Annotated in this window: 19 protein-coding genes and 1 pseudogene; 7 read left to right on the top strand and 13 right to left on the bottom strand. The window is 61.2% G+C overall.

Translation table 11 applies throughout. The annotated features are described in order from the left end of the window. Nucleotides 1-21: 21 nt before the first annotated feature. From AC1DV9_RS24910 to AC1DV9_RS24855, 12 genes are all read right to left on the bottom strand, one after another. A complete protein-coding gene (locus tag AC1DV9_RS24910) occupies nucleotides 22-867 on the bottom strand; it encodes an ABC transporter permease (protein WP_112390040.1) in 846 nt (281 codons plus the stop codon). 26 nt (nucleotides 868-893) lie between these two features. Next, nucleotides 894-2,240 (bottom strand): LLM class flavin-dependent oxidoreductase, encoded by a 1,347-nt coding sequence (locus AC1DV9_RS24905; RefSeq protein ID WP_477950387.1) that lies wholly within the window; start codon nucleotides 2,238-2,240, stop codon nucleotides 894-896. A 361-nt stretch (nucleotides 2,241-2,601) separates the two neighbouring features. Beyond that, nucleotides 2,602-4,215: a GMC family oxidoreductase gene (locus tag AC1DV9_RS24900; RefSeq protein WP_477950470.1), complete on the bottom strand. Its 1,614-nt coding sequence runs from the start codon at nucleotides 4,213-4,215 to the stop codon at nucleotides 2,602-2,604. 2 nt (nucleotides 4,216-4,217) lie between these two features. Next, complete coding sequence (locus AC1DV9_RS24895) at nucleotides 4,218-5,747, bottom strand: FGGY-family carbohydrate kinase (RefSeq protein WP_112390043.1); 1,530 nt, start codon at nucleotides 5,745-5,747, stop codon at nucleotides 4,218-4,220. 31 nt (nucleotides 5,748-5,778) lie between these two features. Beyond that, the gene (locus AC1DV9_RS24890) at nucleotides 5,779-6,621 is read right to left on the bottom strand and encodes a class I fructose-bisphosphate aldolase (protein WP_477950386.1); all 843 of its coding nucleotides are present in this window, start codon (nucleotides 6,619-6,621) and stop codon (nucleotides 5,779-5,781) included. Next, the gene (locus AC1DV9_RS24885) at nucleotides 6,594-8,339 is read right to left on the bottom strand and encodes a glycerol-3-phosphate dehydrogenase/oxidase (protein WP_112390045.1); all 1,746 of its coding nucleotides are present in this window, start codon (nucleotides 8,337-8,339) and stop codon (nucleotides 6,594-6,596) included. The genes AC1DV9_RS24890 and AC1DV9_RS24885 overlap by 28 nt, the downstream gene beginning before the upstream one ends. Nucleotides 8,340-8,351: 12 nt before the next feature. Then, nucleotides 8,352-9,347 carry an aldo/keto reductase gene (locus AC1DV9_RS24880; protein ID WP_112390046.1) on the bottom strand — a complete coding sequence of 332 codons (996 nt, stop codon included), beginning with the start codon at nucleotides 9,345-9,347 and terminating at the stop codon, nucleotides 8,352-8,354. Continuing rightward, on the bottom strand, nucleotides 9,344-10,348 hold the full coding sequence (locus tag AC1DV9_RS24875; protein ID WP_477950385.1) for a sugar-binding transcriptional regulator: 1,005 nt from the start codon (nucleotides 10,346-10,348) through the stop codon (nucleotides 9,344-9,346). Before AC1DV9_RS24875 ends, AC1DV9_RS24880 begins: the two co-directional genes overlap by 4 nt. Nucleotide 10,349: 1 nt before the next feature. Then, complete coding sequence (locus AC1DV9_RS24870; RefSeq protein ID WP_477950384.1) at nucleotides 10,350-11,339, bottom strand: ABC transporter permease; 990 nt, start codon at nucleotides 11,337-11,339, stop codon at nucleotides 10,350-10,352. A 28-nt stretch (nucleotides 11,340-11,367) separates the two neighbouring features. Then, a complete protein-coding gene (locus tag AC1DV9_RS24865; RefSeq protein WP_477950383.1) occupies nucleotides 11,368-12,912 on the bottom strand; it encodes a sugar ABC transporter ATP-binding protein in 1,545 nt (514 codons plus the stop codon). Between the two features lie 71 nt (nucleotides 12,913-12,983). Continuing rightward, nucleotides 12,984-14,015 carry a substrate-binding domain-containing protein gene (locus AC1DV9_RS24860; RefSeq protein WP_112390050.1) on the bottom strand — a complete coding sequence of 344 codons (1,032 nt, stop codon included), beginning with the start codon at nucleotides 14,013-14,015 and terminating at the stop codon, nucleotides 12,984-12,986. 235 nt (nucleotides 14,016-14,250) lie between these two features. After that, nucleotides 14,251-15,786 carry a DHA2 family efflux MFS transporter permease subunit gene (locus tag AC1DV9_RS24855; protein ID WP_477950382.1) on the bottom strand — a complete coding sequence of 512 codons (1,536 nt, stop codon included), beginning with the start codon at nucleotides 15,784-15,786 and terminating at the stop codon, nucleotides 14,251-14,253. A gap of 241 nt (nucleotides 15,787-16,027) precedes the next feature. Here AC1DV9_RS24855 and AC1DV9_RS24850 point away from each other — a divergent pair, with 241 nt between their 5' ends. Then, complete coding sequence (locus AC1DV9_RS24850) at nucleotides 16,028-16,498, top strand: hypothetical protein (RefSeq protein ID WP_112390052.1); 471 nt, start codon at nucleotides 16,028-16,030, stop codon at nucleotides 16,496-16,498. Between the two features lie 43 nt (nucleotides 16,499-16,541). Here the strand turns inward: AC1DV9_RS24850 and AC1DV9_RS24845 are convergent, their stop codons facing one another. Then, a complete protein-coding gene (locus AC1DV9_RS24845) occupies nucleotides 16,542-16,904 on the bottom strand; it encodes a hypothetical protein (RefSeq protein WP_477950469.1) in 363 nt (120 codons plus the stop codon). On the opposite strand from AC1DV9_RS24845, the gene AC1DV9_RS24840 reads away from it, so the two are divergent. From AC1DV9_RS24840 to doeA, 6 genes and pseudogenes are all read left to right on the top strand, one after another. Further along, a complete protein-coding gene (locus AC1DV9_RS24840) occupies nucleotides 16,785-17,066 on the top strand; it encodes a hypothetical protein (RefSeq protein WP_477950381.1) in 282 nt (93 codons plus the stop codon). The genes AC1DV9_RS24845 and AC1DV9_RS24840 overlap by 120 nt on opposite strands. Further along, nucleotides 17,041-17,127: pseudogene (locus AC1DV9_RS24835) on the top strand (ion channel); the annotation flags it as partial. The gene AC1DV9_RS24840 and the pseudogene AC1DV9_RS24835, both read left to right, overlap by 26 nt. 122 nt (nucleotides 17,128-17,249) lie before the next feature. After that, entirely contained in the window at nucleotides 17,250-18,698 is a 1,449-nt protein-coding gene (ehuR, locus tag AC1DV9_RS24830; protein WP_112390054.1) for a MocR-like ectoine utilization transcription factor EhuR, read from the top strand. 71 nt (nucleotides 18,699-18,769) lie between these two features. Further along, the gene (gene eutB, locus AC1DV9_RS24825; RefSeq protein ID WP_477950380.1) at nucleotides 18,770-19,789 is read left to right on the top strand and encodes a hydroxyectoine utilization dehydratase EutB; all 1,020 of its coding nucleotides are present in this window, start codon (nucleotides 18,770-18,772) and stop codon (nucleotides 19,787-19,789) included. Further along, entirely contained in the window at nucleotides 19,786-20,799 is a 1,014-nt protein-coding gene (gene eutC / locus AC1DV9_RS24820; RefSeq protein ID WP_112390056.1) for an ectoine utilization protein EutC, read from the top strand. Before eutB ends, eutC begins: the two co-directional genes overlap by 4 nt. Then, nucleotides 20,796-21,974, top strand: coding sequence for an ectoine hydrolase DoeA (doeA, locus tag AC1DV9_RS24815; protein ID WP_112390057.1), 1,179 nt, complete (start codon nucleotides 20,796-20,798; stop codon nucleotides 21,972-21,974). Before eutC ends, doeA begins: the two co-directional genes overlap by 4 nt. Nucleotide 21,975: the final 1 nt, after the last annotated feature.

Here is a 21,975-nt window from a genome sequence, read left to right as displayed (position 1 = left end):
TCGGGCTGAGAAGCATGCGTTTCAGTTCTTGACCCTGGTCCAACGGCAAAGCCGGGCCTGCAGGCGTTCGAGGACGAAGTTCGCGGATAGCCCGAGCAGTGCCAGAAGCAGGATCGCGGCAAACATCATCGGGATCTGGAAGTTGTATTGCGCATTCATGACCTGGAAACCGACGCCGGAATTCGCGCCGATCATCTCCGCAGCAATCAAGAGCAGGAGGGCCGTCGTGGCGGAAAGGCGCAGCCCGACGAAAATCTGGGGCAATGCAGCCGGCAGCACGACGCGGCGGAAGATGGTCAACCGGCCGGCGCCATAAACGCGTGCCATTTCGAGGAGCTTGGGATCAACCTGCTTCACCCCGCCGATCGTCGACAGGAGGATCGGGAACAGCGTCGCCCAGAAAATGACGAAGATCTTCGACGCTTCGCCAAGCCCGAGCAGCAGAATGAAGACAGGATAGAGCGCAAGCGCAGAGGTCTGGCGAAAAAGCTGGAGGATCGGGTCGAGAGCGCGCTCGATGACGCGGATCTGCCCCATGAACAGCCCGAGCGGGATACCGACGGCAGCCGCCGCTCCGAAGGCGATACCGGCCCGTTGCAGGCTGATCAGGATATCATTCGAGAAGGTACCAGCGGCAATTCCGTTCCAGAGCGCCTGGACAATGATGCTGAGCGGCGGCAGGACGGCCTTGTTGGTCCAGCCCATTGACGGTGCGATCTGCCAGAAGACGGCGAATGCGATGAGAAGCCCCCAGCGTGAGAAGATGTTTCCGGTGAAAGACAGAAACTCTCTGCCTGCCCCTTCCCGCCAGAAAGCTCCGGCCTGAAAGCCCTGCAATACGGCTGGCTGGTCATCATTGATTGCCATCTGCATATCTCCTTGTTGGCTTTTTGCTATTCTGCGGCTTCAGACGCTGCGCTTGCCCAGCGGGTATGCGGGAAAGGAAGGCCAAGATTGCCGCGGAGCGTGTTTCCCTCGTAGGCGGTGCGGAACAGGCCTCTGCGCTGCAGCTCCGGGATCACCAGATCGACGAAGTCTGTCAGGCCAGTGGGCAGCCACGGCGGCAGGATGTTGAAGCCGTCCGCGCCTTCATTTTCGAACCATTCCTGAAGCGTGTCGGCAATCTGCACGGCCGAGCCGACGATCGTGTAGTGTCCCCTTGCCGAGGCGATCCACTGGTAAAGTTGCCGGATCGAGAAGTTGTTTTCGTCGGCGATGCGGCGGATCAAGTCCTGGCGGCTTTTCATCCCTTCCGTCGGCGGCGCTGGCGGGAGTGGGCCATCGAGATCGGCGCCGGCAAGATCAAGCTCGCCGCCACTCAAGGCGTTGATGAGCGCAAGACCGTCTTCCTCGATGATCAAGCTCGTCAGACGTTCGTATTTTTCGCGCGCTTCGGCTTCCGTCCGGCCGACAAATGGCGAGACGCCCGGCATGACCAGAACATGAGCTGGATTGCGTCCATGCGCCCGGGCACGGGCCTTGATGTCGCGATAGAACTCTTGCGCGGTATCGAGCTTCTGGTGGGCGGTGAAAATCACCTCGGCGGTAGCCGCGGCAAGGTCGCGGCCGTCGTCGGACTGGCCCGCCTGAACGATGACCGGGTGACCCTGCGGGGAGCGGCTGACATTCAGCGGTCCCTCGACCTTGAAATGCTCGCCGCGGTGATCTGTGCGATGCACCTTGTTCACGTCGAAATAGACACCGCTTTCGCGATCGCGGATGAAGGCATCGTCCTCGAAGCTTTCCCAGAGCTTCTTGACGACACTCACGTGCTCGGCTGCGCGGCGGTAGCGTGCGGCATGGGGAAGCTGCTGGTCCCGGTTGAAATTCCGGGCTGCTGCTTCCGTCGCTGTCGTGACGACGTTCCATCCCGCTCGTCCGCCGGAAATCAGATCAAGCGAGGCGAACTTGCGGGCCACCGAATATGGCTCTTCATAGGTCGTCGAAGCCGTGGCGATGAAGCCCAGATGCTTGGTAAACGGCGCAAGAGCGGAGAAAAGTGTCACGGGTTCAAATCCGACGACCCTTGCGTTTCCGCCTTCGATGCCGCCGCCAAAGGCAACCGCGAGCCCGTCAGCCAGGAAATAGGCATCGAACAGACCGCGCTCGGCTTCTTGCGCGAGCTTGATATGAAACTGGAGGTTGGTTGCGCCATCGACCGGCTGATCCGGGTGCCGCCACGAAGCAATATGCTGGCCACCGCCAGGTAGAAACGCGCCCAATCTGATCTGTCGTGCCACCGAATTCCTCCTCGGTTCCATTTGCGATGGCTAAGGATCGGCCGTCGGAAGCATCGGAACGCGACATAAAATTCGATGAAATCTAGAAATTTGATAGGCTATTAATTCCTTCGCCTTCCCACCCGCTAAATTATTTTTCTAATTTGCCGGACATATCGGTAAAGGCGGCGAGCCGAATAGCTTCGCGGAAGGCGCAGTTCTCCCGAAGCTATCTCTATCGGGTGCTGCCTCGGACGATCAATTCAGGCTCCAGGGCGATGTCCGATACATTCGGCAAACCATCGTTGATGGCAAGAAGCACGCGTGATGTTTGCCTGGCGTGGCTCAATGTCTCGGGCGGTGCCGAAACACGCCAGCCCGGCTAATTGGCAATCATGTCGGCGGCCTTCTCGGCGATCATAATGACAGGTGAATTGGTATTGCCCGACACAATCGTCGGCATGACAGACGCATCAACGACCCTCAGCCCCACAATCCCTCTGACACGCAATTCCTGATCCACGACTGCATGCTCATCGCTTCCCATCCTGCACGTTCCAACCGGATGAAAAATCGTCGTCGCTATATCGCCCGCTCTCTGGATCAGGTCTTCGTCACTCTGAAACTCTGCGCCCGGCAGCATCTCCTTGGGCGCGAAGCGCGACACTGCCTTGGCCTGCATCAGACTGCGGGCATGACGGATCGATCTCGCCGCAACGATACGGTCGCCGGCGGTCGAGAGATAGTTTGGCCTTATATCCGGAACTGCCGACGTGTCTGGCCTTGAGATATGGACCGTGCCGCGGCTTTCGGGGCGGAGGTTACACACAGAGACCGTGACGGCAGGGAAGCGATGCAGCGGCTCGCCGAGCCTGTCGGTGCTGAGCGGCTGAACGTGATACTCAAGATCCGCGGTTGCCAGCGACGGATCGCTTTTTGCGAAGATGCCGAGCTGGCTCGGGGCCATGGAAAGAGGGCCGGAGCGGCGCAGTGCATATTCCAACCCCATTCCCGCGCGGGAAAGAAGGTTGTGATAGAGCTGGTTCAGCGTTCTTGCGCCTTCGATACGGAAGACCGTGCGGATTTGCAGGTGGTCCTGCAGGTTTTCGCCGACGCCATCAAGCGGGTGAACCACATCGATTCCGGCCGATTGAAGAACATCGGGTCTGCCGATCCCGGAGAGCTCCAATATCTTCGGCGAGTTGATCGCGCCGGCGGAAAGGATGACCTCGCGGCAAGCTTGCGCATGATGCATTTTACCGTTCGACCGGAAGCGGACGCCGGTGACCCGCCGGCCGTCGAACTGGAGTTTTTCCGTTTCCGCCGCGGTCAGGACGCGGAGATTGGGGCGTCTCATGGCGGGCCGGAGGAAGGCCTTTGTGGTGTTCCAGCGCATCCCACCCCGCTGGTTGACCTCGAAATAACCGGAGCCCTCGTTGTCGCCCCCATTGAAATCATCCGTCTTTGGAATGCCGAGTTCCTCGGCCGCATCCCGAAAGGCATCGAGAACGGGCCATGAGAGGCGCTGACGCTCCACCCGCCATTCACCGCCCGCGCCGTGGATTTCGGAACTTCCCCGGTAGTTGTCTTCCGACTTGCGGAAATATGGAAGGACGTCGTCCCAGCCCCAACCGGCATTGCCCGCCTGACGCCACCCATCATAGTCGGCGGCCTGGCCGCGCATGTAGATCATTCCGTTGATCGAGGAGCAGCCGCCGAGAAGCTTGCCGCGCGGATAGGGAAGCGAACGCCCGTTGAGGCCAGTCTCCGGCATCGTCGTCATCATCCAATCCGTCCGCGGATTACCCATGCAGAAGAGGTATCCGATCGGAATATGGACCCAGTGGTAACGGTCACTTCCGCCCGCTTCCAGAAGCAGAACGCGATTGTTTGGATTGGCCGACAGCCGGTTTGCCAAGACACACCCTGCCGATCCAGCGCCAACAATTATGAAGTCATAGGTTCCTGCATCAACCGGCGTCTCATCTCTGTGCATGGTCAAGCCGCGGCCTCCGCCGAAGCAGGAGGGACTGCCGTCAGCCGCCGCCAAAGGGGCGCCATCGCCTCGGCGATGTCGGTGTAGAGCGCGTAGCGTCGTGCATAATGCGCTTCCAGCGTGGTGTCCGGCCGGTAGTGCCGCTCAACGCGGACCATTACTTCGGCACCTGCTTCAAAGTCTGCGAAAAGACCGACGCCGGTGCCGGCCGCGATCGCAGCGCCAAGTGCGCCGGTCTCACGCGAGCGGGCAACGGTGACGGGAACGCCAAGCACATCGGCGAAGATCTGTGGCCAGATGAGGCTTCGCGATCCACCCCCTGACAGCACCGCTTCGTTGAAGACTGCGCCTGCCTTCCGGATCGTCTCGATATGCTGACGGTGACCGAACGCGACACCTTCGAGCACGGCGCGCACCAGATGGCCTTTGCTATGCCAACCCGCAATGCCGTAGAATCCGGCGCGCGCATGGCCGTCCTGCTGAGCACCATAGAGATAGGGGTGGTAGAGCGGATCGTCTGCGGCCGGATCGATCGCCCCAGCCAGCGCGCAGCATGCGTCAAATGGCGAACTGGCCGCTGAGTGATCGCCCTCGAAGAACTCCTTGACCAGCCATTCGAGATTGGCAGCTGAGGTAGCACTGTTCTCCATCGCCATGTAGCGGGTGCGATCGAAGGTCGATGACATGAAGACCGGCCCGTCGAGGTCAGGACCGCCAATGATAACCTGATTGATACTCCAGGTACCTGCGATGATCGACGCACTGCCGGTGCGCGACACGCCAGAACCGAGGGCCGACGCGACCACATCGAACAGCCCGCCGACCACAGGCGTGCCCGTGGCAAGTCCCGTTTGCCGGGAGACTTCTTCAGTCACCGTACCGGCGATATCCGCACTTTCGATCAGCGGCGGCAGGAGATCCATGTGGTCACCAAGACCGTAGGCCTCCATTAGTGCGGCGTCATAGCGACGCTCGGCAAGATTGAGCAGGCCAGCTCCGGACATATCGGACACATCGCTGACACGACGGCCGGTCAGCCGGTTGACGACGAAATCCTTGGAGAGGAAAACCGTGCCGATACGATTGAACAGGTCCGGCCGGTGACGCTTCAGCCAGGCCAGCAAGGTTGGCGTCTGCGATGGCCAGGGACGCTGCCGGGCGATCGGATGTGTCCGATCGCCGACGCCTTGCGACTGCCATTCCTCCACTAGAGCAGCGGCTCGCGTATCGAGCGATTGGATGCCGAGCAGCGGCTCTCCGCCCCGATCCAGTGCATAGAGGCCGTTTCCATGACCGGCACAGCCGACGCCGGCAATATCCCCGGGTTCGATGGCGGCCTGCTCAATGCAGCGGCGAATGACCTTGCGGGCATTCGACCAGAGTTCGTCGAGCCCACGCTCTACGTGGCCGGGATGGGGCATGCGGCTGTGTCCCTCCGCGGATGCGGCGGCAATTTCATTGCCCTCCGTGTCGAAAATCACGGCCTTGATGACCGTGTTGCCGGCGTCCAGCCCCAGTAGATAACGTGCCATGCGGAACCCCTCCCAAGGTTCTTGTTCACTCTTAGCCGCGCTGATAAAGCTCGAAGGCATCTTCGCCGCCAGCATCGTCATGCACGATCGCCATCAATCCTCGAACAACCGCGCTGGGGTTGGCGTGCTGATAGATGTTGCGCCCATAGACCATGCCGACCGCGCCCTGCCGCATCAAGGCCGCCGATTTGCCAAAGACGGCACGAAGGTCTTCCTTGCCGCCGCCACGCACCAGCACCGGGCACCGCGCCGCCTCGACAACCCGGTGAAAATCCTCGGCATTGGTCGTCGGGTCTGCCTTGACGATATCGGCTCCCATCTCACGGGCAAGGCGGGTCAGGGTGACGATCTTGTCGGCGTCACCGTCCACCATATAGCCGCCGGCCTTGTCGACCGGCTGCATCACCAGCGGTTCGATCATCAGCGGCATGCCGTATTTGTCGCAATCCGCACGGATGCGGGCGATGTTCTGGACACATTGGCGGAACAGATCCGGCTCATCCGGCAGCATGAACAGATTGACGACGACACAGGCCGCGTCCATCTCGATGGCGCCGATCAGAGGTTCCGCCTCGTTCTGCAGCACGGCCCACATGTGGCGGTGGCGCGTGCTGTTGTACGGATTGCCCATATCGACGCGCATGACCAGCGCCGGCTTGTCCTTGCCCGCAACATCCTGCAGCAGGTCGGCCTGGCCGTAATTCATCTGGATTGCATCGGGTGCCGCATCGACCAGAGCCTTGACCACCGTTTGCATGTCTTCCAAGCCGCTCAGAAACGACGGCTCGTTGCACACTCCATGATCGATCGCCACGTCCAGGCAACGGCCACCACCGAACAGTCTGTTCATCCGGACTTTGCTGTTGTTTCGCATTCCATGCTCCTTTGTTCATTCCGTTCGAAAAGTGTGCTTTCGGCAACGCCGTGACGTTCGCGCAAGAGGGTGAGAAAGCGGGCGCGTTCGGCCTCGCGCTGCGCCGGTGTCCAGGATCTCTCGGTTGCAAGAAGATCGAGCACGGCATCCACCATTTGCAGGGACAGGTTGCCGCTTATGGCAAGCGTCGTTCGCCTGAGAAGCACATCGTCCAGCCGTTCGACCGCTTCGTTGCGGATAAGGAAAAGCAGTTCGCGCGCCGAGTAGTCTGCATGCGGCATGCTTGCATCGGGTGCGGCTGCGATGAAGCTCGCGATCGCCTCCGCCTCTGTGCCGTAGCGAGAAAAAAGCGCTGCCATGCGCGCCGCGGGGAGCCCTTTTCCCGCCGCGGCTTCAGCGATCCAGGCTGCACGATCGAGTGGAAATCTCCGCCCGCCGCCGATTGCCCGGTCAGCGGTCGAGATCTGCCGCTGCCTGCCCAGCCGTTCCAGCGCGATGTCTGCTGCCAGTTCGCCGAAGGACCGGAACGTCGTCCATTTGCCGCCGATCATGCACACCACCGCCGCACCACCGTCATCGGCGTCGATGACCGTGCAGAAATGATCGCGTGGGATTCGGCCGGTGAAACTGTCCGTGCTCGCCGGCAGCGGCCGCACGCCGGAGAACTGAAAGCTGATCTCTTCCAGCCGGATCTCGATCCCCGGCAGGACGAAGGCAAGCGACTGGAGGATATAGTCGCGCTCGTCGGCCTCGCAGCGCACCGGTTCCGGGTCTTCGACGCGAATATCAGTGGAGCCGACCAGCACCTTGCCCAGATAGGGAAACAGGATGCAAATCCGGCCATCCTCGTTTTCGTAGTAGATCATGTGGCCGGCAAGCGCATCGTAGAGAGCCGTATTGTCGATGATGAGATGCGAGCCCTTGGTTCCTCCCATCAGAGGTGCCGGGCGGGCATCCGGCGTAAGGAGCGTGTTGTTGGTAATGTCGATCCATCCGCCCGTTGCGTTGATGATGAGTGACGGCTCGATCGCCACCGACCTGCCGTCGATACTGTCGCGGAGGGCATAGCCGCCGTCTTTCCCGGTGATCTCCGCGTAGTTCAATGCACGCGCCTGTGGTTGCGCCGACAATCCGTCTTCCAGCAGTTCGATGCCAAGCCGCTCCGGGTGGCTCACCCAGGCGTCGTAGTAAGTTGCGGAGCTTCGGATATCAGGATTGAGCGCCGGCCACCGGGCGAGAGTGGCCCGCCGGCTGCGAAACTGGTGGAACGGCATCATGGCCCGCTCGCGGATCAGGAAGTCATAGATGCTGAGCCCCGCCTTGATCGCAACAGCGCCGCGGCGGCTTGGCCGGCGGGTCAATCCCAGGAAGCGGACGATGCCGTTGCCGAGCCCCGAGAAGATATCGAAAACCGGCACGGTCGTCGGCAGAGGGGCAACATAGTGCGGGGCGTTGCGCAGCAGCCGGTCACGCTCCATCAGCGATTCCTGCACCAGCTTGAATTCGCCATTCTCCAGGTAGCGAAGGCCGCCATGCACCATGCGTGACAACGCCGCGCTCGCACCCGAGCAGTAGTCGTGCCTCTCGACGAGAAGCACATTGACGCCCTGCAGCGCCAACTCCCGGAAGACGCTGATGCCGTTGATACCGCCGCCAATGACACACACGTCCACTTTCGGGCTTTGGCGAAGCCCGTCCAACGTCTCTTCACGATTCATGATGGCGATCCGTTACCTGTCCATATCGGTCAGTTTCGCTGAGATGGCTGCGTCGATGGCCGACTGATCTTCCGCGTCCAGCCGTATGGTTCCGGCCCGGGCATTGTCGATCGCCTGTGCCGGATTGCGGGCGCCGCAAAGCGCGAAAGTGACGCCGGGCTGGGCAAGCGTCCAGGCGATGACCGTCTGCGCGATGCTGGCCCTGTGCTTGTCGGCGACCGGCCGGATGGCCGTGGCAAAAGCCAGCGCCTTCTCGCGGTTAGCCACAGAGAAACGCGGATTGTCCCGCCGTTGGTCATCCCCGGAAAAGACCCGCTCAGGCCCAATCGCGCCGGACAGTAGGCCAAGCGCCAGAGAAGAATAGCTCAGCGTCGCGATGCCGTTTGCGCCGGTCAGCGGCAACAGATCGGCCTCGATCTCCCTGTCGATGATGCTGAAACGCTCCTGGATGGCATCCAGGCCACCGGCGGAGATGTAAGCCTTGAGTTCGTCGGCGCTGACGTTGCTGGCGCCGATCGCGCGGATCTTGCCCGATGTTTTCAGGTCTTCGAGCGCCCGCATCGTTTCTTCGATCGGCGTCGTCGGGTCCTGCCAATGGGTGATGTAGAGGTCGATATAGTTGGTGCCGAGGCGGCGCAGGCTCTCTTCGACTTCATGGAAAATCGCATCCCGGCCGAGATAGCGGTGAACAGGCTTGCCGTCCTGATCGAAGAAATGCTTTCCCTTGTCCGTATGCCAGACCAGGCCGCACTTCGTTGCGATGACCGCCTTGTCGCGGCGGCCGGCGAGCGCCTTGCCAACGATTTCTTCCGACCGGCCGAGACCATAGGCCGGCGCCGTGTCAATCAAGGTCACACCGGCGTCGAGCGAGGCCTGGATCGCGGAGATCGATTCCGCCTCGTCCGTGCCGCCCCACATCCAGCCACCGATAGCCCAGGTGCCAAGGCCGACCGCCGAGGCGGCGACGCCCGAAGATCCGATTTCGCGTATCAATTGCTGCCCGCTCATGCGCGTCGTCCTTCCGAGCTTGCAAGCGCCAGAACGCGTGCACCGGTTGCCTCGTCGGTGACCAGCGTATCGAGATGGTGGCCGCGCATGACGCTGAGGATAGGACCCGCCTTGTTCGGCCCGCTTGCCACGCCGATCTTCGTCGGGATCGACGCGAATTCCGGCAGCGTCAGCGACACGAGAGAACGGTTGAGGCTGTAGTCGCAGATATCGCCTGCGTCATCGAGCAAGTGAGCAAGCAGTTCGCATGAGGCACCCGAGCGCTCGATCGCGGCGCGGTCGGTGCTGGAAGACGGATGGAGATCGTAATAGCTGGAGTCGTCGGAGAGGATCGAGCCGATGCCGACGATCGCCACCTTGGCCTCACGCGCCCTTTTGAAGACATCGGCAACCGAACGCATGTTGATCAGCATGCCGCGCTCGGCTGCGCTATCGGCAAAGAGAGGCGCGTGGATCTGGTATGACCGGCCACCCAGCCTATCCGCCATCATCGTCGAGACGTGGTTCACATCGGTATAGTGCTTGCCCTGCACACATCCCGTTGCCGGAACGACTTCGACGTCGAAACGGCGCGGCGCCTGAAGACCGGCAACGACAGCGCTGACGCCCTTGCCACCGGTGATGCATATCGTGTCCCCGTCGGCAATCTGCTCCAGAAGCAGACGTGCTGCCGCCTCGCCAACCGCCTGCAAAGCCGTCTGCGGATTGTCGGAGACGGTCGGCACCACGATGGCACGGCTGATGCCGCCGAGCGCCAGAAGCTGTTCTTCCATGTCGACCAACGGCTCGACCGGCGATTTGATCTTGATTTCAACGAGGCCGAGCTGGCGCCCGCGCTTGATCAGCCGGTTGACGGTGGCATGCGAGATGCCAAGCCGGTCGGCGATTTGCGCCTGCGTCAGTCCTTCAAGAAAGTGCAGCACAAGAGCTTGATGCATCTGCCGCGCAATGACGATTTCTTCGCGCGGTGCGGCGGGAGATTTCGGTTTTGCAATCCGCATGTCAGATAGCCTTCCGCTTGTGAAGGAAATGGTCGATGGAAACCGCCGCCAGCAGAATGCAGCCCTTGATCATGTCCTGCCAGTAAACCGAGACATCGAGCAGGATCAGCGAGCTGGTGACGACCGAAAGAAGCGCAATGCCGAGGATAGCGCCCAGGATCGTCCCGGAACCGCCGCTGAGAGATGCACCGCCGATAACAGCTGCCGCGATGATGTTAAGCTCCATGCCGACGCCGAAGGTCGGGGTGGCCGCACCAAAGCGCGACATGTAGATGACGCCGGCGACACCTGACAGCGTGGCGCAGAGAACCGTCACCCAGAACTTCACCTGGTCTGTCTTGATCCCGGAATAGAGCGCTGCCTTTTCATTGCTGCCGGTATAGAAAACCTTGCGGAAGGCGGTCGCCCGGCGCAGCAGAAAATCGAAGATGGCAACGACCGCCACGAAGATCAGGATGACGTAAGGCACCCCGTAGAAGGTTCCCTGCCCGACCGCCTTGAACGACGGTGGCAGCGTGAACAGCGAGAGCGGCGTTCCCTTTGTGATGATCAGGCAGACCCCACGCACGATGACCATCGCCGCGAGTGATGTGATGAAATGGTTGAGCCCGATGATCGTGACAAAGAAACCCATCGCGCAACCGATCAGCGCGCTCGCGAGAATTCCGATCAGCGACGCGCTCCACGGATCGAGGCCCATGAGAAACAATGAGCCCGACAGCACCATCGAGAAACAGACGACGGACCCGACGGAAAGATCGATACCGCCGACGATCAGAAGGATGGTCATGCCGACCACAACGATGCCTTCCACCGAGAAGGACATCAGCATGGCCCTGAAATTGCCGAGCGTCAGAAAGTGTGGAGAGGCGAAACTCATGAGTACGCACAGTGCGAGAATGATGGCGATCAGCCCCGCCTCCCGCATCGTTCCGAATCTCTTCCAGGAAGAGGGCCGCTCCTTCGCCGCCGCCAATGCGTGATCTGTCATTGTTTGGTCTCCTGCCCCTGCTTTTTCTTCAGACGGCATGCTCTGATGCCCTTGTTGTGAAGTGTTGCCGCGTGCCGACACCGGAGGCCAGCCGCATGATCGCCTCTTCGGTCATCGCCTCGCCTTCGAGTTCGCCGGCAACCCGGCCTTCGTGGATGACGACCGCCCGGTCGCAAAGACCGAGCAGCTCGGGCAGCTCCGAGGTGATGACGACGATGCCGATCCCGGACCGCGCGAGATCGCGAAGCAGCCGGTGAATCTCGGACTTGGCGCCGACGTCGATACCGCGGGTCGGCTCATCCATGAGGATAACTTTCGGATCGACTGCCAGCTGCTTGGCGATCGCCACCTTCTGCTGGTTGCCGCCGGAAAGCGATGAGACCGGCATGTCGATGCCACCCATGCGGACGCCCAGGCGGCGCGCGAGATCCGTTGCCCGTTCTGCCTCCGCCTTCGTGTTCAGGAGCCCGAACCGCCCGGTCAGCGATTTCAGATCGAGAGCGGCGATATTCTGCGCGATCGACAGATCGAGGAAGACGCCAGAACCCTTGCGATCCTCCGACAGATAGACCACGCCCGCCCGAACCGCATCTGCATAGGATGCCGTCCGCAATGCCTTGCCTTCCAGCTTGACGTCGCCTTCGGTTACTGTGCGCAGGCCACAGATTCCTTCCGCGATCTCCGTCCGGCCGGAGCCGATCAGACCGCCGATCCCCAGGATTTCCCCCTTCCGCAGCTCGAAGCTGACATCATGGAAGCGCTTGCCGTCGCCGAGATCGCGGATGGACAAAATGGGCTCTCCCCCGCGCTCGGAAACAGGCTGCTTTTCGGGATAGAGCTGCGTGATTTCGCGGCCGACCATACGGCGTACAATGTCTTCCGACGTGATTTCGGACACGTTCTCCGTCGAAACATAACGTCCGTCGCGAAAGACGGTGACCCGGTCGCAGACACTGAAGATCTCGGCCATGCGATGGCTGATATAGACGATCGATATGCCCTGGGCTTTCAGATCGTTGATGATGCCAAACAATACTTGCGCTTCAGCCTCGGTCAACGCCGCCGTCGGCTCGTCGAAGATCAGGACGCGGCAGTCGAGCGTCAGCGCCTTGGCGATCTCGACCAGCTGCTGGCTCGAGATCGGCAGATCGCAGACCTTCTGGCGGACGTCGATCGGAGCAAGGCGGTTCATCACCGCCTGCGCCTCGCGCTCCAGCCTGGCGAAATTCATGAAGGGCGAGCGGCGGCGGTTGGTTGCCGCCATGAACATGTTCTCGGCAACCGTCGCATCCGGGCAGAGCGCGATTTCCTGGTGAACGAGGCCGATACCCAGCGACTGGGCAAAGGCAGGGGAAGCGATCTTGACCGCTGCGCCATCGACAAGGATTTCTCCCTCATTCGGCTGCAATACGCCGGCGATGATGTTCATCAACGTCGATTTTCCCGCGCCATTCTCACCGCAGAGAGCATGAACCTCGCCCTTTTCAAGGGAAAACGTCACCTCTGTCAGGGCCTTGATCACGCCAAAGCGTTTGCTGACATTGCGTATCTCCAAGACCGGCGCGTGAACCATGACAATCTCCCTCCTTCCTGCTTTGCGTGGCTGCCCGGAATCTCCTCATCCCGGGCAGCCTTGCTGAAAGCTTATTCCTCGATACCCTTGGTACCACGGCGCTTCAGATACTTGTCCCAATAGAAATCATCGGCATTGGCAGCCGTCACGATCGACAGGCCGTTGTCGACGAAGGGAATGCTCATCGGGTTGAAGCCCGAACGCTTGGCATCGTTCATCGGATCGATCAGTTCGGGATGCTTGGCAAGCCAAAGCATCATGAAGCCCATGTAGCCCTGCATGCCCTGGTTCGGATTGATCGAACCGAACACTTCGCCTGCCTTGATCATGTCGAGAATATTGGCGTTGACGTCGGCGCACATCACCAGGATCTTGCCGCCGCTTTCCTTGTTGGCCTGAGCCGCACCGATTGCAGAGTTCGCTTCCGGCATGAAGACGGCGTTGAGGTTCGGATGTGCCTGAACCAGGCTCATCAGGCCCTGGTAGGCCTTGTTCGGATCCTGGTTCGAAGCAGCCCGGCCGACGAGCTTCATGTCCGGATATTTTTCATCCATGCGGGCGATGAAGGCGGCAATGCGCTTGTCGTGGTTGTCCTGCCCGGGATTTTCGAGAACCGCATACTCGCCCTTGCCACCCAGTTTCTCGGCAATCGCATCGGCGGCATAGGTGCCTTCGCGCGTGTTGTCCGAGGTGATGAAGGAAATGCGCTTGGAAAGCGGTGAATCCGCCGCGAAGGTGACAACGGCCGTGCCCTGGTCGATCGCCCGGTTGATCGGCTCGATGAAGGGGTCGGAATTCATCGGGTGAACGAGAATTCCGGCTGGGTTCTGAGCCAGAGCCTGATCGAAGGTCGCGATCTGCTTGTTGACGTCATATTCCGGTGTGCCGGTATAGGCGGTCTCGCAACCAAGCTGCTGACCTGCCTGCTTGAACATTTCATAGACCGGAAACCAGTATTCGACGCCCGAAACCATAACGTTCATGACGTATTTTTCGCCCGGCTTGCAACGAAACGGGTTATCCGTTTCCGCTGCCGATGCCGCAGTGCTCAATGTCGCGGCAGCCAAAAGGGCTATCGCAGTCGTTCCTAGAAAATTGCGCAAAGTTCCTCCTCGAGGCCGAAGCCCCTCCCAAAAAGCCGATGGCGCGCTTGCGCCTTTTTAGTGAAACCGGATTTCCTCCTCGAACGCCGGTAATGTCAGTTAGCTTGAGGCAATGAGTACTGTCAATATAATTCACGCAATGAAATATATTTCATAAAGAAGCCGAGAAGTGAGGCCTTAAACCGTGGAATGTTTTGGTGGACAAGTATTCCGCGCTTGATCACAGCTTGCCGCATCAGCCGGCCGAAGCAACTCTTCGGGCAAAGGGCAGACACAGCATCGCGCACGCCGTAAGAACGGCCATGACCATCCATGCCTCGTTGAGGGCCAGAACGGTTGCCGCGGTTTGCACAAGCGGGTCGATCGCCGCCATCGTCTCCTCGCTCAGCGGTCCTTTTTGATCGGCGATCATTTGCATTGGAATTCCGGCGAATGCCGCGGCCTTTACATCCCCAGCCTGCAGCCGCACCAAAAGCGCCTGCCCCAGCGGATCCGACCGGGTATAGATGATCGTGTCGGTTAGGGCGATGCCGATGGCACCGCCGAGGTTGCGCATCAGGTTGAAGAGCCCGCTCGCATCCGGGACCCGGTCTGGTGGCAGCGTTCCGAGCGCCAGGCGCGTTGGCGGCAGAAGGCAAAACATGATCGCGGCGCCGCGGACAACCTGCGGCCAGAACATCGCATCGTAATCGGAACGTGGATCCTGGAAGGCACTCATGGCGATACCCGCCGCAAACAGCGCAAAGCCGAAGGCAGATAACAGCCTGGCATCCACGCGCTTTTCCAGCGCCACGGCGATCGGTGCCGTCGCAAGCTGGGTTATCCCGGTGACAAGCATGGTCATGCCGATCTCCAGGGCGTTATGTCCGCGGACAAAAGCCAGAAAGACCGGCATCAGATAGACCGATCCGAACAGGCCGATGCCGAGGATGAAGCTGAGGATCGATCCCGCCAGGAAGTTCCGGTCGCGGAAATTGTTGAGGTTCACCAGCGGCCGCGACCGGCGCAACGTCCGCGCGGCGAAGGCAAATCCCGATCCGATCGACAAGATGAGAAGCGAGATGACGTAGAGCGACCCCCAGCCGCTGGTCGGAGCCTCCTTCAAGGCGATTTCCAGTGATGCGAGGCTCGCCGCCATCAGCATAAGCGCTGATATGTCAAGGTTTCGGAGCTCGGAAATGTCGCCGGTTTCCCGCGGCAGCGATCGCGCGGCAACCAGTGCCGCGAGGATGCCAGGGATGACGTTGACCAGAAACAGCCAGTGCCACGAATAGGTCTCTGTCAGCCAGCCGCCGACGATAGGCCCGACCGTCGGCGCGAGAACCGCGAGGACGCCGGCAATAGTCGTCGCAATTGTCTGCCGCTCCGCGGGGAAAAGGATGAAGACCGCCGAGAATACCGAGGGGATCAATGTGCCGCCGGAGAAGCCCTGAAGAACGCGCCAGGCTACGAGGCCGTCAAAACTGCCGCTCGTGGCGCAGCCGGCCGACGCGACAACAAAGAGGCTCAGGGAGGCGACGAACAGCCACCGCATGCTGAGGAGGCGCGTCAGAAAACCGGTCAGGGGTATCGCGACCACTTCAGCGATCAGGTAGGCGGTCTGTATCCAGCTCATCTGGTCCGGGTCGATTGCCAACGCTGACTGGATTGTCGGCAGCGAAGTCGCAACGACTTGAACGTCGAGGATGGCCATGAACATGCCTATGCACATCGCCAGAAAGCCGGTCCACACGAGCACGGGCTTCGAACTGGCGTCTGCAACATCAGGCATTGTCTGGCCCTCCAGAGAGCCGCGTTATCGATCCGATTGGCGCACCGTCAGCGTCACGGCATTGGCAATCGAAAACAAGAGGGCATCGAGCCGCAGATCCGAATGCGAGGACGAACCTCTCCTGCCACAATGGCATGGCCCTATACGCGCCGATAGCTAGCGGATGAAACGATCATCCCAGGCCCCAGCCTTGCATGTCCGGGCCAATGACACTAGGTCATCATCAAAGGGGCATCGCCAGATGATATTGTTGATCGTTGCCGTCGTTGTATTTGTTGTTTTCTTCTTTCTGTTTCCCCGGCCTGCATTATTTGCTCTTGCGGTCTTCATTGTCGCCGGCGGGGGCATTGCCGCATATTTTTACTCCCAACAGTCCGGTCGCGATGACATGGCAAGGCTCGTGGTGGGCAAGAGTTCAACGCGCGGCTGTGAGACAGCGGACAAGCCGGTTTTCGTCGAACTTTCCAACGGATCGGACCGCGCGATCAACACGGTGCGTTTTCGCCTGATCGCCAAACGTCCAGGTTTCAGCATCGAAACCTACTCGGACTACCTGTCCAGCTACAAGATCATCGGACCGCATGAGACCTACGGCACGTGCTGGGCGCTCAATTCGTATCGCGGCCTGCAAACCCTGCCTGGCAACCCGTCGCCGGGCGACCTGGATTGGTCGGTCGAAATCTCATCCGTCGAATTCGCCGGGGACAATTGACGCCGCCGGCGGGCGAGCTTCCGCCGCCTGCGTTACCACCGCCCTATCCAGCGATCTCCGCAATCGCATCGAATAGCGCCATATTCATCTGCTTCAGGCCATCATCCACCGGATTCGGCTGTGACGAGAATTTGACGATCACGAGGTCTGCGCGCGGGTTGACGAAGAGCCATTGGCCGTGGATGCCGAGTGCGAAGAAGGCGCCGTCGGCGTTGCCGGTCTGGTACCATTGGTTCCGGTAGGAGCCGGAGGGGAGCCAGGGGGCGAAGTTGCCGGTTGTCCAGGCATGACGGCTGCCGCCGGTCGTGGTGTCGCGGATCCAGTCCGCGGGAATGATCTGTTTTCCGTCGCGTGCGCCGCCGCGGCGGATCAGATCGCCAAGACGGTCGAAGTCGCGCGCGGACAGGAACAGGCCGCCGCCGGCCCGCGCCGTGCCTTCCAGGTCGACGGTGATCCGGGCATGGGTCCGCTCAGCGGCACCATCGTGTTAGATAGCGAAGCCCTTACCAGGACAGGCTCCGTCATTCAGTCGTTCTTCGATAAGAGCGGGAGGCGAAGGCTTCGTTGATGCGCTCTACTTCACCGTCGTGACCGTGACGGCGGCGGGGTTTGGAGACATCACGACGCCGAAATCCTGAATATACCGGACGAAGGGTCGTGAGGAATGCCGCTCACTATGCTCAGCGCTTCATCTTTTTGTTCGGAACGTGCATAATGTCATGAAATGCTTTCCGTTAGAACGAGACAATTCATGCGCCGCCAAGCCAATCCGCTCGCCACAAAACCAATTTCCGCGACAAAACCGGTCAATTGGCGCCCGAGCCTAGCAAAGCAAAAGGGCGAGACGAAGCATTCGGCTCTGACCGAGCGTATCATCGCCGATATCGATTCCGGCCTTCTCAAGCCGATGGATCGGATGCCGACACATCGCGATCTGGCGCGCGAAATCGGGCTGTCGGTCCAGACCGTCAGCCTCTCCTACAAGGAAGCAGAAAGGCTCGGCTATCTCAGTGGCGAGATCGGCCGTGGCACCTTCGTCAGGCCGCGCGTGACCGACCGCGCAGGCCGGATGATGCTCGACCACAGCGAAAACGAAGTGCTAGACCTTTCCATCATCCGCGCCGTCTATCTAGACGCGCATGAGGACGCTTCCCGCGAAATCTTCCGCGAGCTCGCAGACAGCGATATCGCCAGCTTCATGCGGCCCTGCCGTCCGATCGCCGGGCTCGACCGCCATCGCGAGACAGCGCAGCTCTGGCTGCGGCCGATGGGCGTCAGCGCCGGCGCCGAGCGCATCCTGGTGACCAACGGAGCGGCGCATAGCATCTTCCTTGCGCTCAGCTGCATCATCCGCTCCGGCGATGTCGTGCTGTGCGAAAATCTCACCGATCACGGCATCATCGGCCTGTCCAATATCCTCGGCTTCAGCCTGAAGGGATTGCCCACCGATGCTGAAGGAATTTTGCCCGATGCCCTGGAAGCCGCCTGCGCCGCGGGTAGCGTACGGGCCTTGGTCCTCATTCCGACGCTTAACAATCCGACCAGCCACGTTGCCGGCGCGGCGCGCAGGCGCGCGATCGCCGAGATCGCCCAGCGTTACGGCGTCTTCGTCGTCGAAGATGAGGTCTACAGGCTGATGATCGAGGAGGACCTGCCCTCGATCAGCGAGCTGCTGCCTGACCTCGGTTTCTTCGCCACAAGCTTCACCAAGACGGTGCTGACGGGCCTCAGGGTCGGATATCTCGTCGTCCCACCCGCCTATTCCATCCGCGCGGCCTCCATTCTGCGCGTGTCGAGCTGGAGCGGCACCTACCTGACCGCCGAAATCGCCACGCGCTGGGTCGAGAACGGCACGGCGCAGCATTTGCTGACAATACAGCGGGAGGAAGCACGCGCGCGCCAAACCATCGCCGCCGAAATCCTCGGCGCCCATTTCGCATCCAGCCACCCGCTGTCACTCTGCGCCTGGCTGAAAGTGCCTGAACATTGGACCGAGGACGGCCTGGTGCGCTCCCTCGCCAACCAGAAGGTCGCTGTCACGCCATCGGAGCCTTTCATTGCAGGCCCCGGCCACGGCGGCGGCATCCGCATCTGCCTTGGCGGACGAATGAGCCACAAGAGCCTCAGGAAGGCGCTGGCGACCGTGCGGCAGGCCTTCGAGCAGCTGCCGCCCGTCTATGACGTTGGTTCCATCGGCTGACGTCCGGCTCTTGGCACAATCATTGAATCATTACAATATAATAATTGACATGATTTTACTTCGCTCTCAACATGACAATCATGAAGAGCGAGACACTGCCGAGATCAACAGAAGACGAGACGCTGCCGGTTAGCCTGGCTGATATCGAGCGCGCTGCCGCCCGCATCCGGGACCGCGTGACGCGCACGCCGCTCGTTCACTCCGCTGCACTCTCCAGGCATGCCGGGCAACCCGTTCATCTGAAGCTCGAGACACGCCAGCCGATCGGCGCCTTCAAGCTGCGCGGCGCGACGAACGCCATCCTCTCGCTCGATCTGGCCGCACGCGAGCGTGGTCTCGTCACCGCCTCGACCGGCAATCACGGCCGGGCAGTCGCCTTTGCAGCGCGCGCGCTTGGCATCCCGGCAACGATCTGCATGTCGTCGCTGGTGCCCGCCAACAAGGTCGAAGCCATAAAGGCGCTGGGTGCGGACATCCGCATTGTCGGCGTCTCGCAGGACGATGCGCAGGACGAGGTCGAGCGGCTCATCGCAAGCCATGGACTGACGCCGATCCCGCCGTTCGACCATGCCGACGTCGTTGCCGGCCAAGGCACGATCGGCCTCGAGATCGTCGAGGACCTGCCGGATCTCTCGACCATTCTCATCCCTCTTTCCGGCGGCGGGCTGGCGGCTGGCATTGCTGTCGCGGTCAAGTCGCTGAAGCCTCGGGTGCGGATCATCGGCATCTCGATGGAGCGCGGCGCGGCGATGCATGCATCGATCGCCGCCGGCAGACCTGTTGCCGTGCGCGAGGAAGAGACGCTGGCGGATTCGCTGGGTGGCGGTATCGGCCTCTCGAACCGCGTGACCTTCCAGCTGTGCCGCGACCTGCTCGACGAGGTCGTACTGCTGACCGAAGACGAGATCGCAATGGGCATTCGCCATGCCGCGCGCGAAGAAGGCGAGACGGTCGAGGGTGCCGGTGCCATTGGCATCGCCGCCATCCTTGCAGGCAAGGTCGCGCTCTCCGGCACCACGGCCCTGATCATCTCTGGCGGCAATATCGACGCCGGGGTTCACCAGAAGATCATCGCGGGAGGCGCCGCATGAGCCGTATTCGGATCCTGACGGAAAGAGACCTGCGTGCCGTCGTCAGCCTCGATCTTTCCGCTGTCGACTGCGTCGAGCAGGCGTTTCTGGCGCTGGCGACCCAGCCGGTTGCGATGCCGCCGATTCTGCGTCTCGACATTCCCGAGTTCCGCGGCGAAGTGGACGTCAAGACGGCCTATGTGCCAGGCTTTGACGGCTTCGCGATCAAGGTGAGCCCCGGCTTCTTCGACAATCCGAAGCTTGGCCTTCCCAGCCTCAACGGCTTGATGATCCTGTTCAGCGCCAAGACGGGCTTGGTGGAAGCACTTCTTCTCGACAATGGCTACCTGACCGATGTGCGCACCGCGGCGGCCGGTGCCGTTTCCGCCCGCCATCTGGCGCGAGACGATGCCTCCGTCGCCACGATCTTCGGCGCCGGCATGCAGGCGCAGTTGCAGCTTGCGGCGCTGATGCTGGTGCGGCCCATCAGATCGGCGCGCATCTGGGCGCGTGATCACGCAAAAGCAGAGAAGCTGGCCGCAGACTGCGCACGGCAATACGGGATCGACGTTGCCGCCGTTGCCGATCCGCGCGAGGCCATACGCGGCAGCGACATCATCGTCACCACGACGCCCGCCGAGAAGCCCGTCCTGATGGCCGAGTGGCTCGAACCCGGCCAGCATCTGACGGCGATGGGATCGGATTCCGGACACAAGAACGAGATCGATCCGGCCGTCTTCGCCCGCACCACCTACATTGCTGACCGGCTGTCGCAGACATGCATTCTCGGCGAGTTGCACCACGCCATCAAAGCCGGTTTTGCCACATCGGAACAGCAATTCGCCGAACTCGGAGCTGTGATCGCCGGCAAGGCAAAGGGCCGCGTAAGTGCCGAAGGCATAACCTTCGCCGACCTGACGGGGACCGGCGTGCAGGACACCGCGATCGCCAATCTGGCCGTCAGCCGCGCCGTCGCGGCAGATAGCGGCCAGACAATCGAAAACAAAAGAGAAATGGGAGATGCCGCGTGAGTGTGACGCTGAACTTTACGCGTGCGGAATATGCCGAGCGCCTGTCCAAGACCCGTAATGCGATGGAAAAGGCCGGGATCGATATGCTTGTCGTTACCGACCCGTCGAACATGCACTGGCTCACCGGCTACGACGGCTGGTCCTTCTATGTGCATCAATGCGTTCTCGTGCCGCCATCAGGCGAGCCGATCTGGTACGGCCGCAAGCAGGACGCCAACGGCGCCAAGCGCACCGCTTACCTCCATCACCACAACATCGTCGGCTATCCCGATCATTATGTGCAGTCGACCGAACGGCACCCGATGGATCTGCTCTCGCAGATCATCGACGAGCGCAAATGGTCGGGCCTCACGGTCGGCGTAGAAATGGACAACTACTACTTCTCTGCGGCTGCCTACGCCTCGCTGCAGAAGAACCTGCCGAATGCCCGCTTCAAGGATGCCGCAGGCATCGTCAACTGGCAGCGCGCCGTCAAGAGCCCGACCGAACTCGACTACATGCGAAAGGCCGGCAAGATTGTCGAACTTATGCACAAGCGCATCGTCGAGGTGGTCGAGCCTGGCATGCGCAAATGCGATCTCGTTGCCGAAATCTATGACGCGGGCATCCGGGGAACGCCGGAGTTCGGCGGCGACTATCCGGCAATCGTGCCGCTTCTGCCATCAGGCGCCGACGCTTCCGCGCCGCACCTGACCTGGGACGACAAGCCGATGCTCTCAGGCGAAGGCACCTTCTTCGAAATCGCAGGCGCATACAGGCGCTATCACTGCCCGCTGTCGCGCACTGTCTTCCTCGGCAAGCCGACGCAAGCCTTTCTCGATGCCGAGAAGGCGACGCTGGAAGGCATGGAAGCTGGTCTTGCGGCTGCCAAGCCTGGCAACACCTGCGAAGATATCGCCAACGCCTTCTTCGCCGTCCTGAAGAAATACGGGATCATCAAGGACAACCGCACCGGCTATCCGATCGGGCTTTCCTACCCGCCAGATTGGGGCGAGCGCACCATGAGCCTGCGCCCCGGCGACCGCACCGAGCTGAAGTCCGGCATGACCTTCCATTTCATGACCGGCCTCTGGCTGGAAGATATGGGGCTTGAGATCACCGAGAGTATAGCGATCACCGAGACCGGCGTCGAATGCCTGTCGAACGTGCCGCGCCAACTGTTCGTGAAGGGCTGAG

Source organism: Rhizobium sp. 01L410, assembly GCF_056400165.1.
Note: the sequence above shows the minus strand (reverse complement) of the source record. Positions and strands in the feature narration are given on the sequence as shown.